The 20,600-nt window shown below is 70.1% G+C and carries 18 protein-coding genes and 1 tRNA gene; 7 read left to right on the forward strand and 12 right to left on the reverse strand.

The annotated features are described in order from the left end of the window. Positions 1-112: 112 nt before the first annotated feature. From pknB to ACFVYR_RS24360, 6 genes are all read right to left on the reverse strand, one after another. Positions 113-2,146: a Stk1 family PASTA domain-containing Ser/Thr kinase gene (pknB, locus tag ACFVYR_RS24335; RefSeq protein WP_384252400.1), complete on the reverse strand. Its 2,034-nt coding sequence runs from the start codon at positions 2,144-2,146 to the stop codon at positions 113-115. A gap of 168 nt (positions 2,147-2,314) precedes the next feature. Then, positions 2,315-3,784: a peptidoglycan D,D-transpeptidase FtsI family protein gene (locus tag ACFVYR_RS24340; RefSeq protein ID WP_384252398.1), complete on the reverse strand. Its 1,470-nt coding sequence runs from the start codon at positions 3,782-3,784 to the stop codon at positions 2,315-2,317. Next, positions 3,781-5,211, reverse strand: a complete 1,431-nt coding sequence (locus ACFVYR_RS24345) for an FtsW/RodA/SpoVE family cell cycle protein (RefSeq protein WP_384252395.1) — start codon at positions 5,209-5,211, stop codon at positions 3,781-3,783. Before ACFVYR_RS24345 ends, ACFVYR_RS24340 begins: the two co-directional genes overlap by 4 nt. A 26-nt stretch (positions 5,212-5,237) precedes the next feature. After that, positions 5,238-6,800 carry a Stp1/IreP family PP2C-type Ser/Thr phosphatase gene (locus ACFVYR_RS24350; RefSeq protein WP_384252393.1) on the reverse strand — a complete coding sequence of 521 codons (1,563 nt, stop codon included), beginning with the start codon at positions 6,798-6,800 and terminating at the stop codon, positions 5,238-5,240. A gap of 131 nt (positions 6,801-6,931) precedes the next feature. Continuing rightward, complete coding sequence (locus ACFVYR_RS24355) at positions 6,932-7,447, reverse strand: FHA domain-containing protein (protein ID WP_384252390.1); 516 nt, start codon at positions 7,445-7,447, stop codon at positions 6,932-6,934. 10 nt (positions 7,448-7,457) lie between these two features. Next, positions 7,458-8,384, reverse strand: a complete 927-nt coding sequence (locus ACFVYR_RS24360) for an FhaA domain-containing protein (protein ID WP_384252388.1) — start codon at positions 8,382-8,384, stop codon at positions 7,458-7,460. Positions 8,385-8,933: 549 nt separating this feature from the next. Between ACFVYR_RS24360 and ACFVYR_RS24365 the strand changes: the two genes are divergently transcribed. The 4 genes from ACFVYR_RS24365 to ACFVYR_RS24380 all read left to right on the forward strand — a co-directional run bounded on the left by ACFVYR_RS24365 (position 8,934) and on the right by ACFVYR_RS24380 (position 12,370). Then, a tRNA-Leu gene (locus tag ACFVYR_RS24365) sits at positions 8,934-9,020 on the forward strand. 229 nt (positions 9,021-9,249) lie between these two features. Next, entirely contained in the window at positions 9,250-10,746 is a 1,497-nt protein-coding gene (locus ACFVYR_RS24370) for a DUF2252 domain-containing protein (RefSeq protein WP_384252385.1), read from the forward strand. Positions 10,747-10,857: 111 nt separating this feature from the next. After that, on the forward strand, positions 10,858-11,787 hold the full coding sequence (locus ACFVYR_RS24375; RefSeq protein WP_384252568.1) for a hypothetical protein: 930 nt from the start codon (positions 10,858-10,860) through the stop codon (positions 11,785-11,787). 253 nt (positions 11,788-12,040) lie between these two features. Next, on the forward strand, positions 12,041-12,370 hold the full coding sequence (locus ACFVYR_RS24380) for a rhodanese-like domain-containing protein (RefSeq protein WP_384252565.1): 330 nt from the start codon (positions 12,041-12,043) through the stop codon (positions 12,368-12,370). A gap of 48 nt (positions 12,371-12,418) precedes the next feature. On the opposite strand, the gene ACFVYR_RS24385 is transcribed toward ACFVYR_RS24380, so the two are convergent. The 6 genes from ACFVYR_RS24385 to paaA all read right to left on the reverse strand — a co-directional run bounded on the left by ACFVYR_RS24385 (position 12,419) and on the right by paaA (position 17,496). Beyond that, complete coding sequence (locus ACFVYR_RS24385; protein WP_384252383.1) at positions 12,419-13,552, reverse strand: acyl-CoA dehydrogenase family protein; 1,134 nt, start codon at positions 13,550-13,552, stop codon at positions 12,419-12,421. Positions 13,553-13,786: 234 nt separating this feature from the next. Continuing rightward, positions 13,787-14,872, reverse strand: coding sequence for a 2Fe-2S iron-sulfur cluster-binding protein (locus tag ACFVYR_RS24390; protein ID WP_384252381.1), 1,086 nt, complete (start codon positions 14,870-14,872; stop codon positions 13,787-13,789). Next, a complete protein-coding gene (paaD, locus tag ACFVYR_RS24395; protein ID WP_384252378.1) occupies positions 14,872-15,372 on the reverse strand; it encodes a 1,2-phenylacetyl-CoA epoxidase subunit PaaD in 501 nt (166 codons plus the stop codon). Before paaD ends, ACFVYR_RS24390 begins: the two co-directional genes overlap by 1 nt. Further along, positions 15,366-16,118 carry a 1,2-phenylacetyl-CoA epoxidase subunit PaaC gene (gene paaC / locus ACFVYR_RS24400; protein ID WP_384252376.1) on the reverse strand — a complete coding sequence of 251 codons (753 nt, stop codon included), beginning with the start codon at positions 16,116-16,118 and terminating at the stop codon, positions 15,366-15,368. Before paaC ends, paaD begins: the two co-directional genes overlap by 7 nt. After that, entirely contained in the window at positions 16,115-16,405 is a 291-nt protein-coding gene (paaB, locus tag ACFVYR_RS24405; RefSeq protein ID WP_384252373.1) for a 1,2-phenylacetyl-CoA epoxidase subunit PaaB, read from the reverse strand. The genes paaC and paaB overlap by 4 nt, the downstream gene beginning before the upstream one ends. Next, positions 16,402-17,496 carry a 1,2-phenylacetyl-CoA epoxidase subunit PaaA gene (gene paaA / locus ACFVYR_RS24410; RefSeq protein WP_384252371.1) on the reverse strand — a complete coding sequence of 365 codons (1,095 nt, stop codon included), beginning with the start codon at positions 17,494-17,496 and terminating at the stop codon, positions 16,402-16,404. Before paaA ends, paaB begins: the two co-directional genes overlap by 4 nt. A 184-nt stretch (positions 17,497-17,680) precedes the next feature. On the opposite strand from paaA, the gene ACFVYR_RS24415 reads away from it, so the two are divergent. Genes ACFVYR_RS24415 through ACFVYR_RS24425 form a run of 3 tightly spaced genes read left to right on the forward strand, consistent with a single transcriptional unit; the run spans position 17,681 to position 20,528 of the window. Then, positions 17,681-18,457: a DUF5819 family protein gene (locus tag ACFVYR_RS24415; protein WP_384252368.1), complete on the forward strand. Its 777-nt coding sequence runs from the start codon at positions 17,681-17,683 to the stop codon at positions 18,455-18,457. Continuing rightward, positions 18,454-19,701 carry an HTTM domain-containing protein gene (locus tag ACFVYR_RS24420; RefSeq protein WP_384252366.1) on the forward strand — a complete coding sequence of 416 codons (1,248 nt, stop codon included), beginning with the start codon at positions 18,454-18,456 and terminating at the stop codon, positions 19,699-19,701. The genes ACFVYR_RS24415 and ACFVYR_RS24420 overlap by 4 nt, the downstream gene beginning before the upstream one ends. Next, the gene (locus ACFVYR_RS24425; RefSeq protein ID WP_384252364.1) at positions 19,698-20,528 is read left to right on the forward strand and encodes a TrmH family RNA methyltransferase; all 831 of its coding nucleotides are present in this window, start codon (positions 19,698-19,700) and stop codon (positions 20,526-20,528) included. The genes ACFVYR_RS24420 and ACFVYR_RS24425 overlap by 4 nt, the downstream gene beginning before the upstream one ends. Positions 20,529-20,600 lie beyond the last annotated feature (72 nt).

A 20,600-nucleotide genomic window follows, 5' to 3' on the forward strand; every position in this document is an offset into this window, starting at 1 on the left:
ACGCCTGCGACCCCGGTGACCACCCACACCGGGGCTGTCCGGTATCCGACGCGGCCGTGGTGACCGATCTGCGGAACGGGGGGCTCTCCCATGGCTCGTGGCCTGCGACGGGTCAGTCGTCGAAGCCCGGCCAGTGCCCGCGGCCGTGACGGGACCAGCCGCCGACGAGACCGTCGTCATCGTCGCCGTCCCCGCCACCACCGTTGTTGCCGTTGCCGTTGCCGCCACCGCCGCCGCCCGCGGTGGTCAGGTTGACCGCCGAGCCGGGGGCGACCTTCTGGCCGACGTTGGGCTGGGACACGAGCACGAGCGCGTCGTCGTCCTGCGGCCCCACGATGGTTCCGACCGTCAGGCCCGCGTCCTCGATGGCCTTGCGGGCGTCCTTCAGCTTCTGGCCGGTGAGGGGCGGAACGGTGGCTTCCTCGGCCGCCTTGGCGACCTGGACGGTGACCGTGGAGCCGGGGTCGGCGGCGGTACCGGCCGCCGGCGTGGTCTTGATGACCTTGCCCTCGTCGACGTCCTCGCTCGCGACGTCCTCACGGGAGACCGCGAAGCCGTTGTCCTTGAGCTGCTTCTCGGCGGCCGCGTAGTCGAGGCCGGTCACCTCCGGGACGCTGACCTGCTTCTTCTCCTTCGCCACGACAAGCGTGATCTTGCTGCCCTTCTGGACCTCGCTACCCGAGGTCGGGTCCTGCTCGAGGACCGTGCCCGGCTCCTCGGTGGACTCCTGGGGCTTGGTGGAGACGTCGAACTGGTACTTGTCGCCCTTGAGCTTCTTCGTGGCGTCATCGACGCTCATCGAGATCACGTTCGGCACCGCGACCTTGGGCGCGCCGGTCGACACCGTCACCGTGATGGTGTCGCCCTTCTTGACCTCCGTGCCGGCCCCGGGGTCCTGGTCGCAGATCTGGCCCTTCGGGTACTTGGCGCACGGCTTGCGCTCGCCCGTCTCCAGCTTGAGGCCGACGTTCTCCGCCGACTCCTGGGCTTCCTTGTACGTCTCGCCCACGAAGTCCGGCGCCTTGGTGACGTTGTCGTCGCCGTTCCCGCTGAACGCCCACTTCCCGATGAGGATCGCCCCCACCAGGACCAGGACGCCCGCGAGGACGAGGAGCCACGTCGAGACGTTGCTCTTCTTCTGGCGCCGTCCGCGGCCCTCGTCGTAGCCGTAGCCCCCGTCGTCCGGGTTGACCGGCGGCATCATCGACGTCTGGCCGCCGCCGTTCTGCGCGTGCAGCATCGCGGTCTGCTGGTCGTCCGGGTGGCCGTAGCCCACCGCGCCCATGGCTGCGGTGGCCGCGACCGGCTGGCCGTCGAGGCAGGCCTCGATGTCGGCGCGCATCTCGTCGGCCGACTGGTAGCGGTAGTCCGGGTCCTTGGTGAGGGCCTTCAGGACGATGGCGTCCATCTCCGGAGTGATCTCTCCGTCGAAGACGCTCGGGGCCTGCGGCTCCTCACGTACGTGCTGATAGGCCACCGCGACCGGGGAGTCACCGACGAACGGCGGCCGGACGGTGAGCAGCTCGTAGAGCAGGCAGCCGGTGGAGTACAGGTCGGAACGGGCGTCGACCTGCTCGCCCTTGGCCTGCTCGGGCGAGAGGTACTGAGCCGTGCCGATGACCGCGGCGGTCTGCGTCATCGTCATGCCGGAGTCACCCATGGCACGGGCGATGCCGAAGTCCATGACCTTGACCTGGCCGTTGCGCGTCAGCATGACGTTCGCGGGCTTGATGTCACGGTGCACGATGCCGTTGCGGTGGGAGTACTCCAGGGCCTGGAGGATGCCGATCGTCATCTCCATGGCTCGCTCGGGCAGCAGCTTGCGGCCGGAGTGGAGCAGCTCACGCAGGGTGGAGCCGTCGACGTACTCCATCACGATGTACGGGATGGAGACCCCGTCGACGTAGTCCTCGCCGGTGTCGTAGACCGCGACGATCGCCGGGTGGTTGAGCGAGGCGGCAGACTGGGCCTCACGGCGGAACCGGGCCTGGAACGACGGGTCGCGGGCCAGGTCGACCCGCAGCGTCTTCACCGCCACGGTGCGACCGAGGCGGGTGTCGTGCGCGAGGTAGACCTCCGCCATCCCACCACGGCCGAGCACCTGGCCCAGCTCGTACCGGCCGCCGAGGCGACGCGGCTCTTCCATAGCTAATCCAGCCCTCTCCGTCGGTCCCGACCGCACCGGTGTGCGGTCCGGCGGTGTGCTGTCCGGGCATACCGTACCCGGCTCCACTTAGGTGACCCGGACACGACTGTCAGCCGATACCGGACCGGTACCGCAACGTGCACCGATGTCGAGTTGTCGTGACGGGGGTCACTTCTTGCTGTCGATGACTGCCTTCATCACGGACTTGGCGATGGGAGCGGCCAGACCACCACCGGAGATGTCCTGACGGCTCGCCTTGGAGTCCTCGACGACGACGGCGACGGCGACCGGCGAACCGGAGTCCGTCTTGGCGTACGAGATGAACCAGGCATACGGGTTCTTGCTGTTCGCGACGCCGTGCTGGGCCGTACCCGTCTTGCCTCCGACGGTGACGCCGGGGATCTTGGCCATGGTTCCGGTGCCCTTCTCGACCACCGTCTCCATCATTGCCTGGAGCTTCTGCGCGTTCTCCTTCGAGAGCGGCTCGCTCATCTCCTTGGGCGAGTGCTTCTCGATGACGTCGAGGTTGCGCGCCTGCAGGTCGCTGACCATGTACGGCTCCATGAGCTTGCCGTCGTTGGCGATCGCGGAGGCGACCATGGCCATCTGCAGCGGCGTCGCCGCGGTCTCGAACTGACCGATGGAGGACAGCGCGGTCTGCGGCTTGTCCATGTCCTCGGGGAAGTTGGAGGCGTTGGAGCGGACGGGCACGAACTGCTGCTCGTTGAACCCGAACTTCTTCGCCGTCTCCAGCATCTTGTCCTTGCCGAGATCGGAGCCGATCTTGCCGAAGACGGTATTGCAGGACCAGCGCAGCGCCTCACGCAGCGTGGCGTTCTTGCAGGGGATGTTGCCCTCGTTCGGCAGCGGCTGGGTGGTGTTCGGCATCGTCCAGGGGTCCGGCGAGTCCGTCTTGCTGTCAATGCCGTTGTAGAGGTTGTGCTCCAGGGCGGCCGCCGCCGTGACCACCTTGAAGGTGGAGCCGGGCGGGTAGGTCTCGCGCAGCGCGCGGTTGACCATCGGCTTGTCCTTGTCCTTCTCCAGGCGGACGTACTCCTCGGCTTCGTCGTTCGTGTTGCCCGCGAAGTCACCGGGGTCGTACGACGGCGTGGAGGCCAGCGCCAGGATCGCGCCCGTGGACGGGTCGATCGCGGCGACGGCGCCCTTGCCCTTGCTCTTCAGGCCCTCGTACGCGGCCTTCTGCGCGGCGGAGTTGAGGGTCGTGACGACATTGCCGCCCTCCTTCTTCTCGCCGGTCAGCATGTCGAGGGTGCGGCGGAAGAAGAGCCGGTCGTCGTTGCCGGTGAGGATGCCGTCTTCGATGTACTCCAGCTGGGTGGCGCCCATGCGCTGCGAGGAGTACCCGGTGACGGGTGCCCACATGGGCCCGTCCTTCCAGGTGCGCTTGTACTTGAGGTCGCTGCCCGGGGTGGTGGTGGCCTTCGAGCCGGTGATGGGCTTGCCGTCGACGATGATGTCGCCGCGCGGCTGCGAGTAGCGCTCGATGGTGACGCGGCGGTTCTTCTCGTGCTTGGCGAGGCTGTCGGCCTTGACGTACTGGAGCCAGTTGTCACGGGCGAGCAGGGCGAGGATGAGCAGCCCGCAGAAGATCGCGATCCGGCGCAGGGGCTTGTTCACGGTCGGACCACCTGGGTCATCTCGGCGTCGGGGTTCGGGGCGGGGGCCGGGGCGGGACGGCGCGCGGTGTCACTGATCCTGATCAGGATGCCGATCAGGGCCCAGTTGGCGATGACGGAGGAACCGCCGTACGCCAGGAACGGCATCGTCATACCGGTCAGCGGGATCAGGCCCATGACGCCGCCTGCGACGACGAAGACCTGGATGGCGAAGGCGCCGGAGAGGCCGATCGCGAGGAGCTTGCCGAACGGGTCGCGGGCGGCGAGTGCCGTGCGGACGCCGCGCTCGACGATCAGGCCGTAGATCAGCAGGATCGCCATGATGCCGGCGAGACCCAGCTCCTCACCGAAGGTGGCGAGGATGAAGTCGGAGTTGGCGGCGAACTTGATCAGGTCCGAGTGGCCCTGGCCGAGACCGGAGCCGAGGGTGCCGCCGGAGCCGAAGGCCCACAGGGCCTGCATGGCCTGCTCGGAGTGGATGACACCGTCCTGGACACCGGCCTGGCTGAGCTTGTACTCGCGCAACGGGTTGAGCCATGCCTGCACACGCGTCTGGATGTGCGGTTCGAAGCTCGCCACGGCGACGGCACCGACCGCGGACATCAGGAGACCGAACACGATCCAGCTGGTGCGCTCCGTGGCGACGTACAGCATGACGACGAACATGCCGAAGAACAGCAGCGACGTACCCAGGTCGGTCTCGAAGACGAGGATCAGGATCGACATCGCCCAGACGACGATGATCGGCCCGAGGTCACGTCCACGCGGGAGGTAGAGACCCATGAAGCGGCGGCTGGCCAGGGCCAGGGCATCGCGCTTCACCATCAGGTAGCCGGCGAAGAAGATCGCGATGACGATCTTCGCGAACTCACCCGGCTGGATCGAGAATCCGCCGACGTGGATCCAGATCTTCGCGCCGTAGATGTTGAGACCGAGGCCCGGCACGAGCGGCAGGAGCAGCAGGATCAGAGACGCCACCATGGAGATGTACGTGTAGCGCTGCAGGACGCGGTGGTCCTTGAGCAGCAGCAGTACGCCGACGAACAGGGCGATGCCGATCGCGGAGTACATGAGCTGGTTCGGCGCCGCGGGGCTGAAGTTGGGCAGCTGCTGCAACCGCTCCGACTGATCGAGCCGCCAGATCACCACCAGGCCGAGGCCGTTGAGCAGCGTGGCCAGCGGCAGCAGCAGCGGGTCGGCGTACGCCGCGAACTTGCGTACGACGATGTGGCCGACGCCTGCGAGCAGGCCGAGGCCCGCGCCGTAGCCGAGCATGCCGGACGGCAGTTTGCCGTCGAGCGCCAGGCCCACGTTCATGTAGGCGAACAACGGGATGACGACCGCGAACGCGAGCAGCGCGAGCTCGGTGTTGCGCCGACTCGGCGCTCCGATCGCGCCGATCGTCGACGTGTGTGTAGTACTGCTCATGGCGTGCAGAGGCCCCCAACGGCTGCTTACTGCTTACCGCACAGCGGGACCAGCTTCTGCTCATCCTCGGAGAGGCTGGGGCCGGGTGTGGGAGTCGGTGCGGTCTTGGACTTGTTCTTGTCGGTGGTGCTGTTCTTGTCGTTCTTGTCGTTGTCGACGGGCGGGGACGTCGTGGAGTCCGGGCCCGGCGGTGTCTTGCGCTGCCCGGAGGCGCCGCCCGCTTCGCCCTCGCCCGTCCTGGCGTTGTTCTGGCGCTCGACCTCGCGGCGCTCGGCTTCCTTCTTGCAGGCGGAAGCCTGCACGCCCAGCTCGTCGATCTTGCCGCGCGCCTCGTCCAGGTCGTTGCCGGGGATGGTGGCCTCGACCTGCTTGCGCTGGTAGGGCGGCAGGTACTTGAGTTCGATCTCGGGGTGGTCCTTCTCGACCTTCGAGAGGCTGACCCAGGCCAGGTCCTGGTCGATGCCGCGGTAGAGCGCGATGTGCGCGTCCTTGGTGCCGACGTAGTACTGGGTCTGGGTCCAGCGGTAGCCGCCGTAGAGGCCACCGGCGATGACGGCGAGCGCGAGCGCCCCGTAGAGGGATCTCTTGAGCCACTTGCGGCCGCCGCCGGGCTTGACGAAGTCCTCGTCGTCGTAGGCCCCGAAACCGCCCTCGGGGACGTATCCAGTGGTGTCGCCGCTGCCGGGCGGGCCGAAACCGCCACCCTGCCCGTGGGAGGTCTGTGTCGGCACCGGGCGGCCGAGGCCCGACGCGCGGCCCGCAGGCGTCTGCATGGCGCCGTCGTCCTGCGCCTGGAGCTGGTTCTCGGCGACCGCGCCGACCACCACGGGGGTGTCGGACAGCTGGCCCGCGAGGGTGTCGCCGCTGTCGATGTCCAGGACGTCGGCGACGATCACGGTGATGTTGTCGGGGCCGCCGCCGCGCAGCGCGAGCTGGATCAGCTCCTGCACGGTCTCCTGGGGGCCCTGGTAGCTGGCGAGGGTGTCTTCCATCGTCTGGTGGGAGACGACGCCGGAAAGACCGTCCGAGCAGATCAAGTACCGGTCGCCCGCGCGCACTTCGCGGATCGACAGATCCGGCTCGACGTGGTCGCCGCTGCCCAGCGCGCGCATGAGGAGGGACCTCTGCGGGTGGGTGGTGGCCTCTTCCTCGGTGATGCGGCCCTCGTCGACGAGGCGCTGCACCCAGGTGTGGTCCTGGGTGATCTGGGTGAGGACGCCGTCCCGCAGGAGGTACGCGCGTGAGTCGCCGACGTGTACGAGGCCGAGGCGCTGGCCCGTCCACAGGAGGGCGGTCAGGGTCGTCCCCATGCCCTCGAGCTGGGGGTCCTCCTCGACCATCAGGCGCAGCTGGTCGTTGGCCCGCTGCACGGCGGTGCCCAGTGACGTCAGGATGTCCGAGCCGGGGACGTCGTCGTCGAGCGTGACGAGCGTCGAGATGACCTCGGAGCTCGCCACCTCACCCGCGGCCTGGCCACCCATGCCGTCGGCGATGGCGAGGAGACGGGGGCCGGCGTAACCGGAGTCCTCGTTCCCCTCCCGGATCATGCCTTTGTGCGATCCGGCGGCGAAGCGCAAAGACAGACTCATGCGCACCTCGCCCGTCGGCTCCGGGTACATCCGCACGGTGCCCACCCTCCGGTCGGGAGCGCGCCGGCGTCCAGTGCCTGGACAGCCGTTTCGGCTCGCTCGCTCCGCTCGCGCTCTGTCATGACGTAGTACTACTTCCGCAGCTCGATGACGGTCTTGCCGATGCGGATCGGCGCGCCCAGCGGAACGGGCGTCGGGGTGGTGAGTCGGGTCCGGTCGAGATACGTGCCGTTGGTGGACCCGAGATCCTCGACGATCCACTGGCCGTCACGGTCCGGGTAGATCCTGGCATGCCTGCTGGAGGCGTAGTCGTCGTCCAGCACGATCGTGGAATCGTGCGCACGGCCCAGGGAGATGGTCTGGCCCTGCAGCGCGACGGTCGTCCCGGCGAGGATGCCCTCGGAGACGACGAGCTTGCTGGGGGCGCCGCGCCGCTGGCGCCCACCGCCGGCCTGCTGCCGCTGCGGCGGGGGTGTGGCGGCCTGCTGCTGGCGGGCGGCCTGTTGGGGCCGCTCGCGGCGCGAACCGCGCTGTGTGACACGCGTTCCGAACAGGTCGCTGCGGATGACCTGGACGGCCACGATCACGAACAGCCACAGAACAGCTAGGAAACCTAGCCGCATGACCGTCAGGGTCAGCTCTGACATTGCCCCCGCTTCACCCTTCGGCTTGCCGGTAAACGATGGTGGTTTGGCCCACGACGATCCGCGAGCCGTCGCGGAGCGTAGCGCGGGTGGTGTGCTGCCCGTCTACCACGATGCCGTTGGTAGACCCGAGATCCTGGATCGTCGAGGGCGTTCCGGTCCGGATCTCACAGTGCCGGCGGGATACGCCGGGATCGTCGATCCGCACATCGGCGTCGGTGCTGCGGCCCAGCACCAGCGTCGGGCGGGAGATCTGATGGCGATTGCCGTTGATCTCGATCCAGCGCCGCACCTGGGCGCCCGGAAGTGGTCCTGCACCGGAGCCCGGAGGCCTGGCCGGTGCCGGGGAGTGCCCGCCGGGTCGGCCCGCGCCGGGCGGCGGCGCGGCGGGCATGGGAGGTGCGCCGCCGGGAGCGCCGCCGGAGCCAGGAGCTCCGGAGGACGGCTGCGGATAGCCATAGCCGCCGCCCGCACCGACGCCGCCCGCACCGGCGCCGCCCGCACCGCGGCCGGGAGCCGTCGGCCCGCCGGGGCCCGCGGGGGCGCGCTCGGGCGCCTGGGAGGAGCTGGAGGCGAGGGTGCGGCTGCGCACGCGGTACAGGCCGGTGTCGAGGTCCTCGGCCTTCTCCAGGTGGACCTTGATGGGACCCATGAAGCTGTAGCGCTGCTGCTTCGCGTAGTCACGCACCATGCCGGAGAGCTCGTCGCCGAGCTGGCCCGAGTACGGGCTCAGCCGATCGAAGTCGGGGGCGCTGAGCTCCACGATGAAGTCGTTCGGGACGACGGTCCGCTCGCGGTTCCAGATCGTCGCGTTGTTGTCGCACTCGCGCTGGAGGGCGCCGGCGATCTCGACGGGCTGGACCTCGGACTTGAACACCTTGGCGAAGGTGCCGTTGACCAGACCTTCGAGACGCTGCTCGAACTTCTTCAGGACTCCCATGGGGCACCTCCTCCGTCGTAGTCATCCTGGTACTGCTTACTGATCGTATCCACGCGCCGGGAAAACGGCTGGTTCCCCCTGTCCACCCGGTCGACGAGTGTCGCCTCTCACAAGACATGCCCGCGCCAGGGTCCAGTGGATCCTCCCAGGGCCCCTGAGGAAGCCCTGATCAGTGACCCCGGAGCCCCGTAAGGGCAGCTGCTCGGGGCCTCTGCTCGAGCCACCTTTTACAAGGGATCGTAGAGGGGGCCCAAAGCCAGTGTCCCGCACCTGGCTGTGGACCTCGCCGGGTTCGGGCGGGCCGGGGGCGCAGCGGGGTCGGGACGGGTGCCTGTAGGAGGGGTGTGCTGGGGCATGTGGGGCTCAAGTGCCTGGCGGGACGGGTTTGGTCCGGATGCCGGGCCGGGCGAGGCGGAGCGGTGAGCGGCGGGCTGTCTGGCCAGGTGCCCCGCCAAACGGATGTGAATCCACCCTCTGCAGCGTGCTAATCTTCTGGATGTCGGCAGGCGCTCGCACCACACAGTGAAGAGACCCAAAGACAACACCCATGCGCGGGTGGCGGAATAGGCAGACGCGCTGGATTCAGGTTCCAGTGCCCGAAAGGGCGTGGGGGTTCAACTCCCCCCTCGCGCACCATGAGGAAGCGGTCCTCCTCCGGACGAAAGTCCGGAAGGGGGCCGCTTCTTTTTGTGCGCTTTTCCGTTTGTGTGCTTTCCCCCGCACGTTGTGCGCTTTCCCCCGCACGCCTCGTGCTCCCGGGGCGGCTCCGTGCGGCCGTGATGTATGTCACCGAAGTTATCCACAGGCTCTGACGGCGGTCGGCGCGCGGCGGTACCGTCGAACCGGATTCGGGTGGGGCCGATGGATGACGGGGGCGATGGGCATGGCGGAGCTCGCCGGGACGATTCCCGGACAGCGCGGACGACAGGACCAGCGGGGCAAGCGGCGCGGGGCGGGGCGGCAGGGTGAGCGGGTGCCGCGCGTGGCGGGGTTCGCCGAGTGGCCCGCGCAGGGGTCGCCCAAGGCGGAGGGCAAGGCGCTGCGGCGTCGGGTGCCCCGCGCCTCGCACGCGGAGTTCACGGTGGACGGCGGGCGTCCCGATCCCGTGGCCGCCGTGCGGGAGTCCAACCGCAGCAGGCTCCCTGAGCTCACGCCGATCCGCGTCGGCAGGATGGCCGCCTCGCCCTTCGCGTTCCTGCGGGGCTCCGCGGGACTCATGGCGTACGACCTCGCGCGCACCCCGCTGTCCGGCATCGGCGCGCAGATCTGCGGTGACGCGCACGCGGCCAACTTCGGGCTGTACGGGGACGCGCGCGGCGGCCTCGTCATCGATCTGAACGACTTCGACGAGACGGTGCACGGCCCGTGGGAGTGGGACCTCAAGCGCCTGGCCGCGTCCCTGGTGCTCGCGGGGCGCGAGGCGGGTGCGGCCGACGACGTCTGCGAGGCGGCCGCGCGGGACGCCGCCGGGGTCTACCGCCGCACCATGCGGCTGCTCGCCAAGCTTCCGGTCCTCGACGCGTGGAACGCCATCGCGGACGAGGAACTGGTCTCGCACACGGACGCGCGTGACCTTCTCGGCACCCTGGAGAAGGTCTCCGAGAAGGCGCGGAAGAACACGAGCGCCCGTTTCGCGGCGAAGTCGACCGAGGCGGTCGAGGGCGGTGACGGTTCTGCCGGGCGGCGCTTCGTCGACGCCCCGCCCGTGCTCCGCCGGGTGCCCGACGCCGAGGCCGCCTCGGTGGCCGGCGCGCTGGAGGAGTATCTGGGCACGCTGACCGAGGACCGGCTCCCGCTGCTCGCGCGGTACGCGATCCAGGACGTGGCGTTCCGTGTCGTCGGCACGGGCAGCGTCGGACTCCGGTCGTATGTGGTGCTGCTGCTCGACCACCGGGGCGAGCCGCTGGTGCTCCAGGTGAAGGAGGCGCGCTCCTCCGCGCTGCTGCCGCATCTGCCGGTGGCCGGATTCAAGGCGCAGGAGAGCGTGCACGAAGGGCACAGGGTGGTGCTCGGCCAGAAGCGGATGCAGGTCGTCAGTGACTTCCTGCTCGGGTGGACGACGGTCGAGGGGCTGCCTTTCCAGGTACGGCAGTTCAGGAACCGCAAGGGCAGCGTGGACCCGGCGGCGCTGGCCGCCGACCAGCTGGACGACTACGGCCGCATGACCGGCGCCCTGCTGGCCCGCGCGCACGCGCACAGCGCCGATCCGCGCCTCATAGCGGGGTACTGCGGCAAGAACGACGAGCTGGACGAGGCGATGGCCCGGTTCGCCACGGTGTACGCGGACCGTACCGAGGCGGATCACGCGCTGCTGGTGAGTGCGGTCAAGGAGGGGCGGGTGGCGGCGGAGTCGGGGGTGTGAGGGCAGCCGGAGCGCCGGGGCCGGGGTGGTGGCGGCCAGGGCGGTGGTGGCCGGGGCTCGGCGCGGGCTTCCGGGGCCGGCTCCCCGGTGGCCTAGGCTGGACGGGTGACGATGCCGGAAGCCGAGCCGACGCAGCCTGAGACTCCTGTGACTCCTGAAGAGGGGGCGCAGCAGCCGGGGTCAGAAGGGCGGCTCAAGGAGCAGCTGAAGACGCGGCTCAGGGAACGGGCCGAGCGGTCTGCGGCGCAGTCCGGAGAGCGTTCCGAGGAACGCCCCGAGGAGCGGCTCGAAAGGGCTGTGCGCGCCGCCGAGCAGGCGTTGATCGAGTACGAGATCGCGCTGGAGACCTTCCGTGTGGAGGTGGAGAACTTCTCCCGTCTGCACCACCAGAAGCTCGGTCCGATGTACGCCCGTCTCGACGAGCTGGACGCCCTGATCGCCGAGGCCACCGCGGCCCGTACCGGCGACCCGGAGGACCGGCACAGGGCCGAGGAGGCGCGGGCCCGGGTGATGCCGATGCCGGGCGTCGACGAGCTGTTCCACGGCTGGATGGACAGCGACGGGATCTACCCCGAGGCCGCCGCGATGCTCACCGATCAGTCCGTGCGGCCGCCGCAGCGGGTGCGCCCCGGCGAGGAGGCCCGCAAGCTCTACCGCGAGCTGGTCCGCAAGGCCCACCCCGACCTGGCGCAGGAGGAGGGCGAACGGCAGCGGCGCGAGGAGTTCATCACGCGCGTGAACGCCGCCTACGCCCGCGGGGACGAGGCCCTGCTGCGGGAGCTGTCCGAGGAGTGGGCCGCGGGACCCGTGCCCGAGGAGCAGCGTCTCACCCGCAGCGAGGAGCTGTACGCGCGGCTGGAATGGCTCGCCCAGCGCAAGGAGCTCCTCTCGGTCCTCGCCAAGGAGCTGGAGGAGAGCGCGATCGGCGGGATGCTGCGGCTCGCCCCCGACGACCCGGACACCCTGCTCGACGAGATCGCCGAGCAACTGCTCGCCCAGGTGTCGGAGCGCGAGGCGGAGCTGGAGAGGCTGACCGCCTAGGGCCTGTCTTTCGGATCTGTCCGGGGTCGCGGGGCCTGGCACGCACATCTGCGGCGTTGTCGTCGGTTGCCAACGCTCCGCGTTGCCGCCCTCCTCCGCCTTGCAGCTGCACGCACCAGACCCCGCTCAAGCCCCACCCAAGGCAAGGCCACCCAAGTCCGGCCTGATCCGAAAGACAGACCCTAGGTCCCTAGTACTGCCCGGCACCCGGTGGTGGTCGGGTAGCGTCGGGGGCATGGCTTTCGGATCTCATGTGCCCACGGTCGGTGTCGACGACCTTTCGAGCGGCGATTTTCTCCTTGACGTCCGGGAGGACGACGAATGGCAGGCCGGCCACGCCGCGGGCGCGCTGCACATTCCGATGAGTGAGTTCGTCGCCCGGTACGGCGAGTTGACCGAGGCCGCGCCGCAGGACGGCACGGTCAATGTGATCTGCCGGTCCGGTGGTCGCTCCGCGCAGGTCACCATGTACCTCGCGCAGCAGGGCATCGACGCGGCGAACGTCGCGGGCGGCATGGAGGCCTGGGCGTCCGCGGGACGACCCGTCGTCGACGACAAGGGCCAGCCGGGCACGGTGATCTGAGGCGGCTCAGCGGTGAGCTGTGGCGGCTCAGCGGTGAGCTGTGGCGGCTCAGCCGAGGGCGTGGGCGGCCAGTAGGTCGCCCAGCGCCTCCTCGTGGGCCGCGGCCGGGCCGAGGGACAGCTCCAGCTGCTTGGCCCAGGCGTGATAGCGGTGCAGGGGGTAGTCGGTGTCCGCTCCGAAGCCGCCGTGCAGGTGCTGGGCCGTCTGCACGACCCTTCGTACGCCGTCCGAAGCCCAGATCTTGGCGACGGCCACGTCTCCCGACATGGGCAGGGCGCTGTCCGCTCCGGTGGTGATGCGCCAGGCGGCCTGCCAGAGGGTGACCTCCATCGCGCGCAGGTCGATGTAGCGGTCGGCGGCCTGCACGGCCACGGCCTGGAAGGTGGCCACCGGGTGGCCGAACTGCTCGCGTTTGCCGGTGTATTCGCTCGTCATGCGCAGAACGCTCTCGCCGAGGCCGAGGGCGAGCGCGCAGGTCCCGGTGGTGAGCAGATCCCGCAACCGGTCCCAGGCTCCGTCGGCCTCGATGACGTCGGTCGCGGCGACGCGTACCGCTTCCAGGCGGAGTTCGCCGAGGCGTTCGCCGGTGGTGGAGAACTGTTCGGCGAGGGCGAGGTTCTCGTGGTCGCGGGGCACGAACGCGAGGACGGTGCGTCCTTCGGACTCGCGCGCGGGCACGACGACGAGATCGGCGTTGTGCGCCCAGGGCACGCCCGTCTGCAGGCCGTCCAGGACCCAGCTGTCGCCGTCGCGCTGTGCGGTCACGGCCAGTTCGGCCGGGTCGTGCCCGCTGAGGCCGTTGGCGGCGACCGTCAGGACCAGGTCACCCCGGGTGGCCGCCGGGAGGATCCTGCGCCGCAACTCGTCCCCGCCGTCGGCCTGTACGGCGGCCGTGGCGGCGCTGCTCTCCAGCAGTGGCACGCGCGCCAGGACCTTCGCCGCCTCCCGCAGGACCAGGCAGAGCGCGATGGGGCCCAGACCTACGCCGCCGTGCTCGGAGCCGATGAGGATGCCGAGCAGGTCGGCGTCGGCGAGCCGGGACCACAGGGCGCGGTCGAAGTCCTCGGCGACGGCGCCGGGCGTGCGGGCGGGGCTCGGTACCCCGTCCGGCGCGACGTCGGCGAAGAGCGCCTTCGCCGTCTCGACCACGGCCTGCTGTTCCTCGGTGAAGGTGAAGTCCACTGCCTGTCCTCCCGCGCACCGGCCGACCGACGCTTCCGTCGCCTGTTCTGCCTGTTCTGCCTGTTCTGCCTGTTCTGCCTGTTCTGCCTGTTCTGTCTGCTCTGCCTGCTCTGCTTGTTCCGTCCATTCCGCCCGCTCGCACCTGACGGGGCGTCAAGATAGAACAGGTTCTATGGGAAGGGAACAGGGCGGGAGGAGTGGGTCAAGGCGGGGTTCCGGCCGGGGAGGGCGGGCTCAGCGGTCGAAGTCCAGCTCCACGGTGTCCGTGGCCGGCCGGGACTGGCATGCCAGCACATACCCGGCCTCCGTCTCCTCCGGCTCCAGCGCGAAGTTGCGGTCCATCCGCACCTCACCCGAGACACGGAAGGCACGGCAGGTCCCGCATACCCCGCCCTTGCAGGCGTAGGGCGCGTCGGCACGATTGCGCAGCACCGTTTCGAGGAGCGTCTCGCCCTCCAGGACGGGCCAGGTGCCGGAGCGCCCGTCGAGCGTGGCCGTCACCGTGCTGTGAGCGGGCGCGGCGGCCATGGCGGCCGCAGGGGACGAGGACGCGGTGGAGAGGCCGTCGTCCACGTGGAAGATCTCCTCGTGGACGCGGCGGCGGGGCACGCCCAGACCGCGCAACGTCTGCTCCGCGCCCTGCACCAGACCGTACGGACCGCAGAGGAACCAGCCCTCGATCTCCGCCACGGGCAGCAGCGCGGGCAGGAGCCGGATGAGCCGCTCCTCGTCGAGCCGTCCGGAATCGAGGCCGGACTGTTGCTCCTCCCGGGAGAGCACGGTGACCAGCTGGAACCGGCCGGGCCAGCGGTCCTTGAGGTCGGCGACCTCTTCCAGGAACATCGTCGAGGCGGCCGTGCGGTCGCTGCGTATGAGGCAGAAGTGCGCCTTCGGCTCGCGCTCCAGGAGGGTCGTGACGATGGAGAGCACCGGTGTGATGCCGCTGCCGCCGACGATCGCCGCATAGTGGCCGGGCGCCGGGTCCAGCGTGAAGCGGCCGGCCGGCGTCATCACCTCCAGCTCGTCACCGGCGGCGACTTCCTTGAAGGCGTACGTGGAGAAGGCGCCGTCCTCGACGAGGCGCACCCCGACCCGCAGGGTGCGGGGCTCGTCCGGGGCGTCGGGGGACGGGGCCGGGGAGCAGATCGAGTACGTACGCCGGATCTCGGTGCCGTCGGCGAGGCGGCGGATGGCGAGGTGCTGGCCCGGGGCGAAGCGGAACTCCTCGCGCAGCGGGGGCGGTACGTCGAACGTCAGCGTCACGGAGTCGTCGGTCAGCCGGTCGACCGCCGCTACCCGGAGCGGGTGGAAGCGGGCCATCACAACTCCTTGAAGTGGTCGAAGGGTTCACGGCAGGAGGCGCAGCGGCGCAGCGCCTTGCAGGCCGTGGAGGAGAACCGGCTGAGCAGTTCCGTGTCGGTCGAGCCGCAGTGCGGGCAGCGGATCGACAGGCTCAGGGGGACCGGGCCGTCCGCCGCGTGGGAGCGCGGAGGCGCTATGCCGAACTCGGCCAGCTTGCGGCGGCCCTCGGCGCTGATGTCGTCCGTCGACCAGGCGGGGGAGAGGACCGTGCGCACGGAGACCTCGGCCATGCCGTGCTCGTGCAGGGCCTGCTCGATGTCGGCGGTCATGGCCTCTATCGCCGGGCAACCCGTGTACGTGGGGGTCAGCTCGACGTCGACCCTGCCGGGGGCGAGGACCCGCACGCCGCGCACCACGCCGAGCTCGGCCAGGGTGAGCACGGGCAGCTCGGGGTCGGGCACCGAGCCCGCGAGGGCCAGGAGCTCCGCCTCCAGCGCGGTGGGCGCGGTCTTCACCATGACGCCCCCGGGTGGCTGCGGTGCAGGTGCTGCATTTCGGCGAGCATCCGGCCGAACGGCTCGGTGTGCAAGCCCTGACGGCCGGCTCCGGCCGTCCACGCCCCGGTCTGCGGTCCCTCGGGCACGGTCAGCGTCGCCTGCTCGATGACCGCCGTCACCGACGCGGTCCAGGCCTTGCGCAACCGCTGCCAGTCGACGGCAAGACCTGCCACCGGCTGGAACATCTCGCCGGTGTACCGCCACAGCGCGGCGAGGCCGCGCCGCATCCGCTCGTGGCTCTCGTCCGTGCCGTCACCGAGCCGCAGGGTCCACTGCTCGGCGTGGTCCTGGTGGTAGGCGACCTCCTTGACGGCCTTCGCGGCCAAGGGGGCGAACTCGCCGTCTCCCGCGGCCAACTGGCCGTACAGCAAGGTCTGGTAGGTGGAGAAGTAGAGCTGGCGGGCGATGGTGTGGGCGAAGTCGCCGTTCGGCTGCTCGACCAGCTGGAGGTTGCGGAAGGCCCGCTCCTCGCGGAGGTACGCCAACTCGTCCTCGTCGCCTGCCAGGGAGAGCAGGATGCGGGCCTGGCCGAGCAGGTCGAGGGCAATGTTCGCCAGCGCCACTTCCTCTTCGAGGACGGGGGCGTGTCCCGCCCACTCTCCCAGGCGGTGGGAGAGCACCAGGGCGTCGTCGCCGAGGGCCAGGGCGGGGAGTGCCGAGGCGGGGAGGTCCGGGGCGCTCGCCGTGCGGGGGGCCGGGGCGGTCACAGGTGCTTCACCCCTTCCGGGATCTCGTAGAACGTGGGGTGGCGGTAGGGCTTGTCGCCGGCCGGCTCGAAGAAGGAGTCCTTCTCGTCCGGTGAGGAGGCGGTGACTTCGGCGGACGGCACGACCCAGATGGAGACGCCCTCACTCCTGCGCGTGTACAGATCGCGGGCGTTGCGCAGGGCCATCTGCGCGTCCGGGGCGTGCAGGCTGCCCGCGTGGGTGTGGGAGAGCCCGCGGCGGGAGCGGACGAACACCTCCCACAGCGGCCAGTCGGTCGAGCTGCTCATGCTGTCGCCTCTCCGTGCTGTGCGGCCTCGCCGTGCGTGCCGGTCGCGTCCGTCTGCCGCGCGGGCCCGGCTGTCCGCGCATCGGCCCCCTGCTCGCCGGCCGTCCTTTTCCCGGCCGTCTGTTTCCCGGCATACGCGGCTGCGGCCTCCCTGACCCAGGCGCCCTCCTCATGGGCGCGTCGGCGCTGGGTGATGCGCTGGTCGTTGCACGGGCCGTTGCCCTTGAGGACGTCCCAGAACTCGGTCCAGTCGATCGCGCCGAAGTCGTAGTGCCCCCGGGATTCGTTCCACACCAGGTCCGGGTCGGGGAGCGTCAGCCCGAGCGACTCGGCCTGGGGGACACAGATGTCCACGAAGCGCTGGCGCAACTCGTCGTTCGAGTGGCGCTTGATCTTCCATGTCATCGACTGCTCGGAGTGCGAGGACTCGTCGTCGGGCGGGCCGAACATCATCAGGGAGGGCCACCACCAGCGGTCGACCGCGTCCTGTGCCATGTCGTGCTGGGCCTGGGTGCCGCGGCTGAGGGCGAGCAGCGACTCGTACCCCTGGCGCTGGTGGAAGGACTCCTCCTTGCAGACGCGGACCATCGCGCGTGCATACGGGCCGTACGAACAACGGCACAGGGGGACCTGGTTGGTGATGGCCGCGCCGTCCACGAGCCAGCCGATCGCGCCGACGTCCGCCCAGGTCAGCGTCGGGTAGTTGAAGATCGATGAGTACTTCTGGCGGCCGGAGTGCAGCTTGTCGAGCAGCTCGTCGCGGCTGGTGCCGAGGGTCTCGGCCGCGCTGTAGAGATACAGGCCGTGACCGGCCTCGTCCTGCACCTTGGCCATGAGGATCGCCTTGCGCCGCAGGGACGGGGCGCGGGTGATCCAGTTGGCCTCCGGCTGCATGCCGATGATCTCGGAGTGCGCGTGCTGGGCGATCTGGCGGACCAGGGACGCGCGATAGGCGTCCGGCATCCAGTCGCGCGGCTCGATGCGCTCGTCGGCGGCGACCGCCGCGTCGAACGCGGCCTGCTGCTCCGCCGTGCGCGCGGCAGCCTCGTCCGGCTCCGTCGTCGCCGCCCGGTGTGCGGCTGCTGTCGCCATCTCGGTCCCCCTTGACCTGATGCGAACCGCCCGACCGATCGTTCGGTTCGTTGAATTCAATGGTGCGGCCCTCCGCCATAAGGTGTCAACCCTGTGGATAACTTCACGGACGCTGTGCGTGGCGGGCAGGCCTGAGTACCGTTCCGGCGGCAGGGTTCGGTGGGCGATCGGGGAACGGGGCGCGATGGACGGGTACGACAAGGGCTCGGGTGGTGGACCCGAGCCCGACGCGGCGCCCGAGCCCGACGTGGCCGCCGAGCCGCAAGCCCGGGTCGGTATCGCCGGGCTCAAGCTCGGCTACCAGATCGCGGCGGCGTGCGCCCTGGTGGTGGTCGCCGTGGCCGCCTGCGTCCACATAGGGATGCTCTTCCTCCATGTCGCGCCCGCGAACACGGTGACCAAGCAGCACGGTGACGTGGTCGACGAGTGGATCTATCCGGAGTTCGAGCAGAACTGGAAGCTCTTCGCGCCCAACCCGCTCCAGCAGAACGTCGCGGTGCAGGCCCGCGCGGAACTCCGTACGGCCGACGGGGGCGTGCGGACCACGGACTGGTACGACCTGTCCGCGCAGGACGGCGCCGGTATCGACGGCAGCCTGCTGCCCAGCCATACGCAACAGAACGAACTCCGCAGGGCCTGGGACTTCTACGTGGGTTCACACGACGCGAAGAATCGTCCCGTCGGTCTGCGCGGACAGCTCTCCGAGCGCTACGTCCGCCGGATCGCGTACATGCGGCTCGACCGGGAGGCACCGGGCGGCAAGGGTGACGAGATCGCGAGTGTTCAGGTGCGCTCGAAGATCACGAACGTGCGGCCGCCGAAGTGGAGTGAGGAGAAGATCTCCACCAAGCCCTCGTACCGGCTGCTCCCCTGGTGGCCGGTGAAGCCCGGTGATCTGCCGCTCAGTGACGAGCCGGACAGGCACGAGAGGGCCGCACACATGCGGAGGACCGCCCGGTGAGCCGGTTCGAACGCCCGCTGGCGCAGGGCATCAACAAGGTCACCGGATACGCCCTCGGCCCGTACCAGGCCGCGGTGATCCGCATCGGCTTCTCCGTCACCTGGCTCTTCTTCCTGCTGCGCGAACTCCCCCATCGCCAGGAGTTGTACGGGCCCGACGGCCCATGGAACTGGGAGATGGCGCAGCAACTCACCGCGAGCAACGGCGCCTTCACCGCCTTGATGTGGTCGGACGGGCAGCTCTGGTTCGAGGTCGTCTACGCGCTCGCCATGGTCAGTGCCGTCCTGCTGCTGCTCGGCTGGCACACCCGCGCGATGTCCGTGCTCTTCATGATCGGCGTCCTTTCGCTGCAGAACCGCAGCATCTTCATGGGGGACGGCGGCGACAACGTCATCCACCTGATGGCGACCTACCTGGTCTTCACCCGCTGCGGCCAGGTGTGGTCGCTGGACGCGCGGCGAGCGGCACGCGCGCGCGGGGAGGGCGTCGAACCGGCCGACCGGGCGGGGCCCGCCCTGTGGTGGGTGTGCGGGCTCGGCCTGTCCGCGGTGACGTTCATGGGGGAGATCCACGGTGGGTGGCTGCTCTTCTTCTGGGGGCTCCTGCTGGTGCACGGCCTGTGGTGGGCCGTGGGGTGGCGCGCCCCGCGCGGTGAGCTGCGCAAGCTGCTCGACGTCGTGGGCAATCTCGCCCACAACGCGGGCCTCGTTGTGATCATGTTCGAGGCCTGTCTGATCTATTCGACAGCGGGCTGGTACAAGATCCAGGGGAGCCGCTGGCAGGACGGCACAGCCGTCTACTACCCGCTGAAACTCGACTACTTCTCCCCCTGGCCCGCGCTCTCCGACCTGCTGTCGTCCCACGGCGTCATGGTGCTCCTGGTGACGTACGGAACGGTCGCCGTGCAGGTGGCCTTCCCGTTCACGCTCTTCAACCGCAGGGTCAAGAACGTTCTGCTCGCGGCCATGATCGCTGAGCACGCGGTGATCGCGGTCGTCCTTGGGCTGCCGTTCTTCTCGCTCGCGATGATCGCGGCCGACGCGGTGTTCCTGCCGACGTCGTTCCTTCGCCGACTGGGCGGCTGGGCGGCACGCGCGCGTGAAGGGGCGGTATCCCGTCTTCCGCTCTCCCGCCCGCGGCACGTCACCGGTGACGGCGACGGTGGTGTGCCGGAGCAGCGTGCCCTGGGCGGCAAGCAGGACGAGGAGCCCACCGAGACCGCGCACGTAGGCTTTACTCCATGACCAGGGCGGACGGGGCGGACAGGGCCGACGGGACGGCTGGGGCGGACGGGGCTGACGGGGTGGACCCCGAGGGCGCCGTACGCGCCTGGCGCGGACTCGCAGAGACCTCCGTCCTGCTCGACGGCTTCCACGCGCTCAAGCACGCGCTGCGCTTCGGCGCGCGGGTGCCGGTCGCGCTGACCGGTGACCGGTCAGCCGCCCTGGCCCTCGCGGACGAGCTCGCGCCGGACGTGACGGAAGCGCTCGGTGCGCTCCTGGTGGAGATTCCGGCCGAGCGGCTGCGCGCCCTTGTGCCGAGGCTGCACCCCACGGCCGTGGCGGCGCTCGCGGTACGTCCCTCCCGTACGGCCAATCTCGAAGCTCTGGCGCAACTGCCCAGATCGGCGCCGGTCGTCGTGCTCGACGATCCCCGCAACCTCGGCAACGCCGGGGCCGTGATCCGGCTCGCCGCGGGGTTCGGGGCGACCGGGGTCGTCACCACCGGGACCCTCGACCCCTGGCATCCCACGGTCGTACGGGGTGGCGCGGGTCTGCACTTCGCGACGGCCGTGGAGCGCGTGGACGTGGCCGGTCTGCCGCCGGGCCCGGTGTTCGCACTCGACGCGGAGGGCGAGGACATCAGGGGCCTGAAGCTGCCCGACGACGCCGTGCTGGCCTTCGGGTCCGAGCGCAGCGGTCTCTCCGCGGAGCTGCGGCACCGCGCGGACCACCTGGTGTCCCTGCCGATGCGTCCCCAGGTCTCCAGCTACAACCTCGCGACGAGCGTCGGCATGACGCTGTTCCACTGGTCGGCTTCGGCGGGACGGCCGCCGGAGATGCCGAGCTGACATCTCCGGCGGCCGTCCGCACGGTGCCGGAGCCCGCATGGCCCCGGAACCCGTACGGGGGCCCGGAGCCTT

This window comes from Streptomyces sp. NPDC058284, from assembly GCF_042881135.1.
GTDB lineage: Bacteria > Actinomycetota > Actinomycetes > Streptomycetales > Streptomycetaceae > Streptomyces.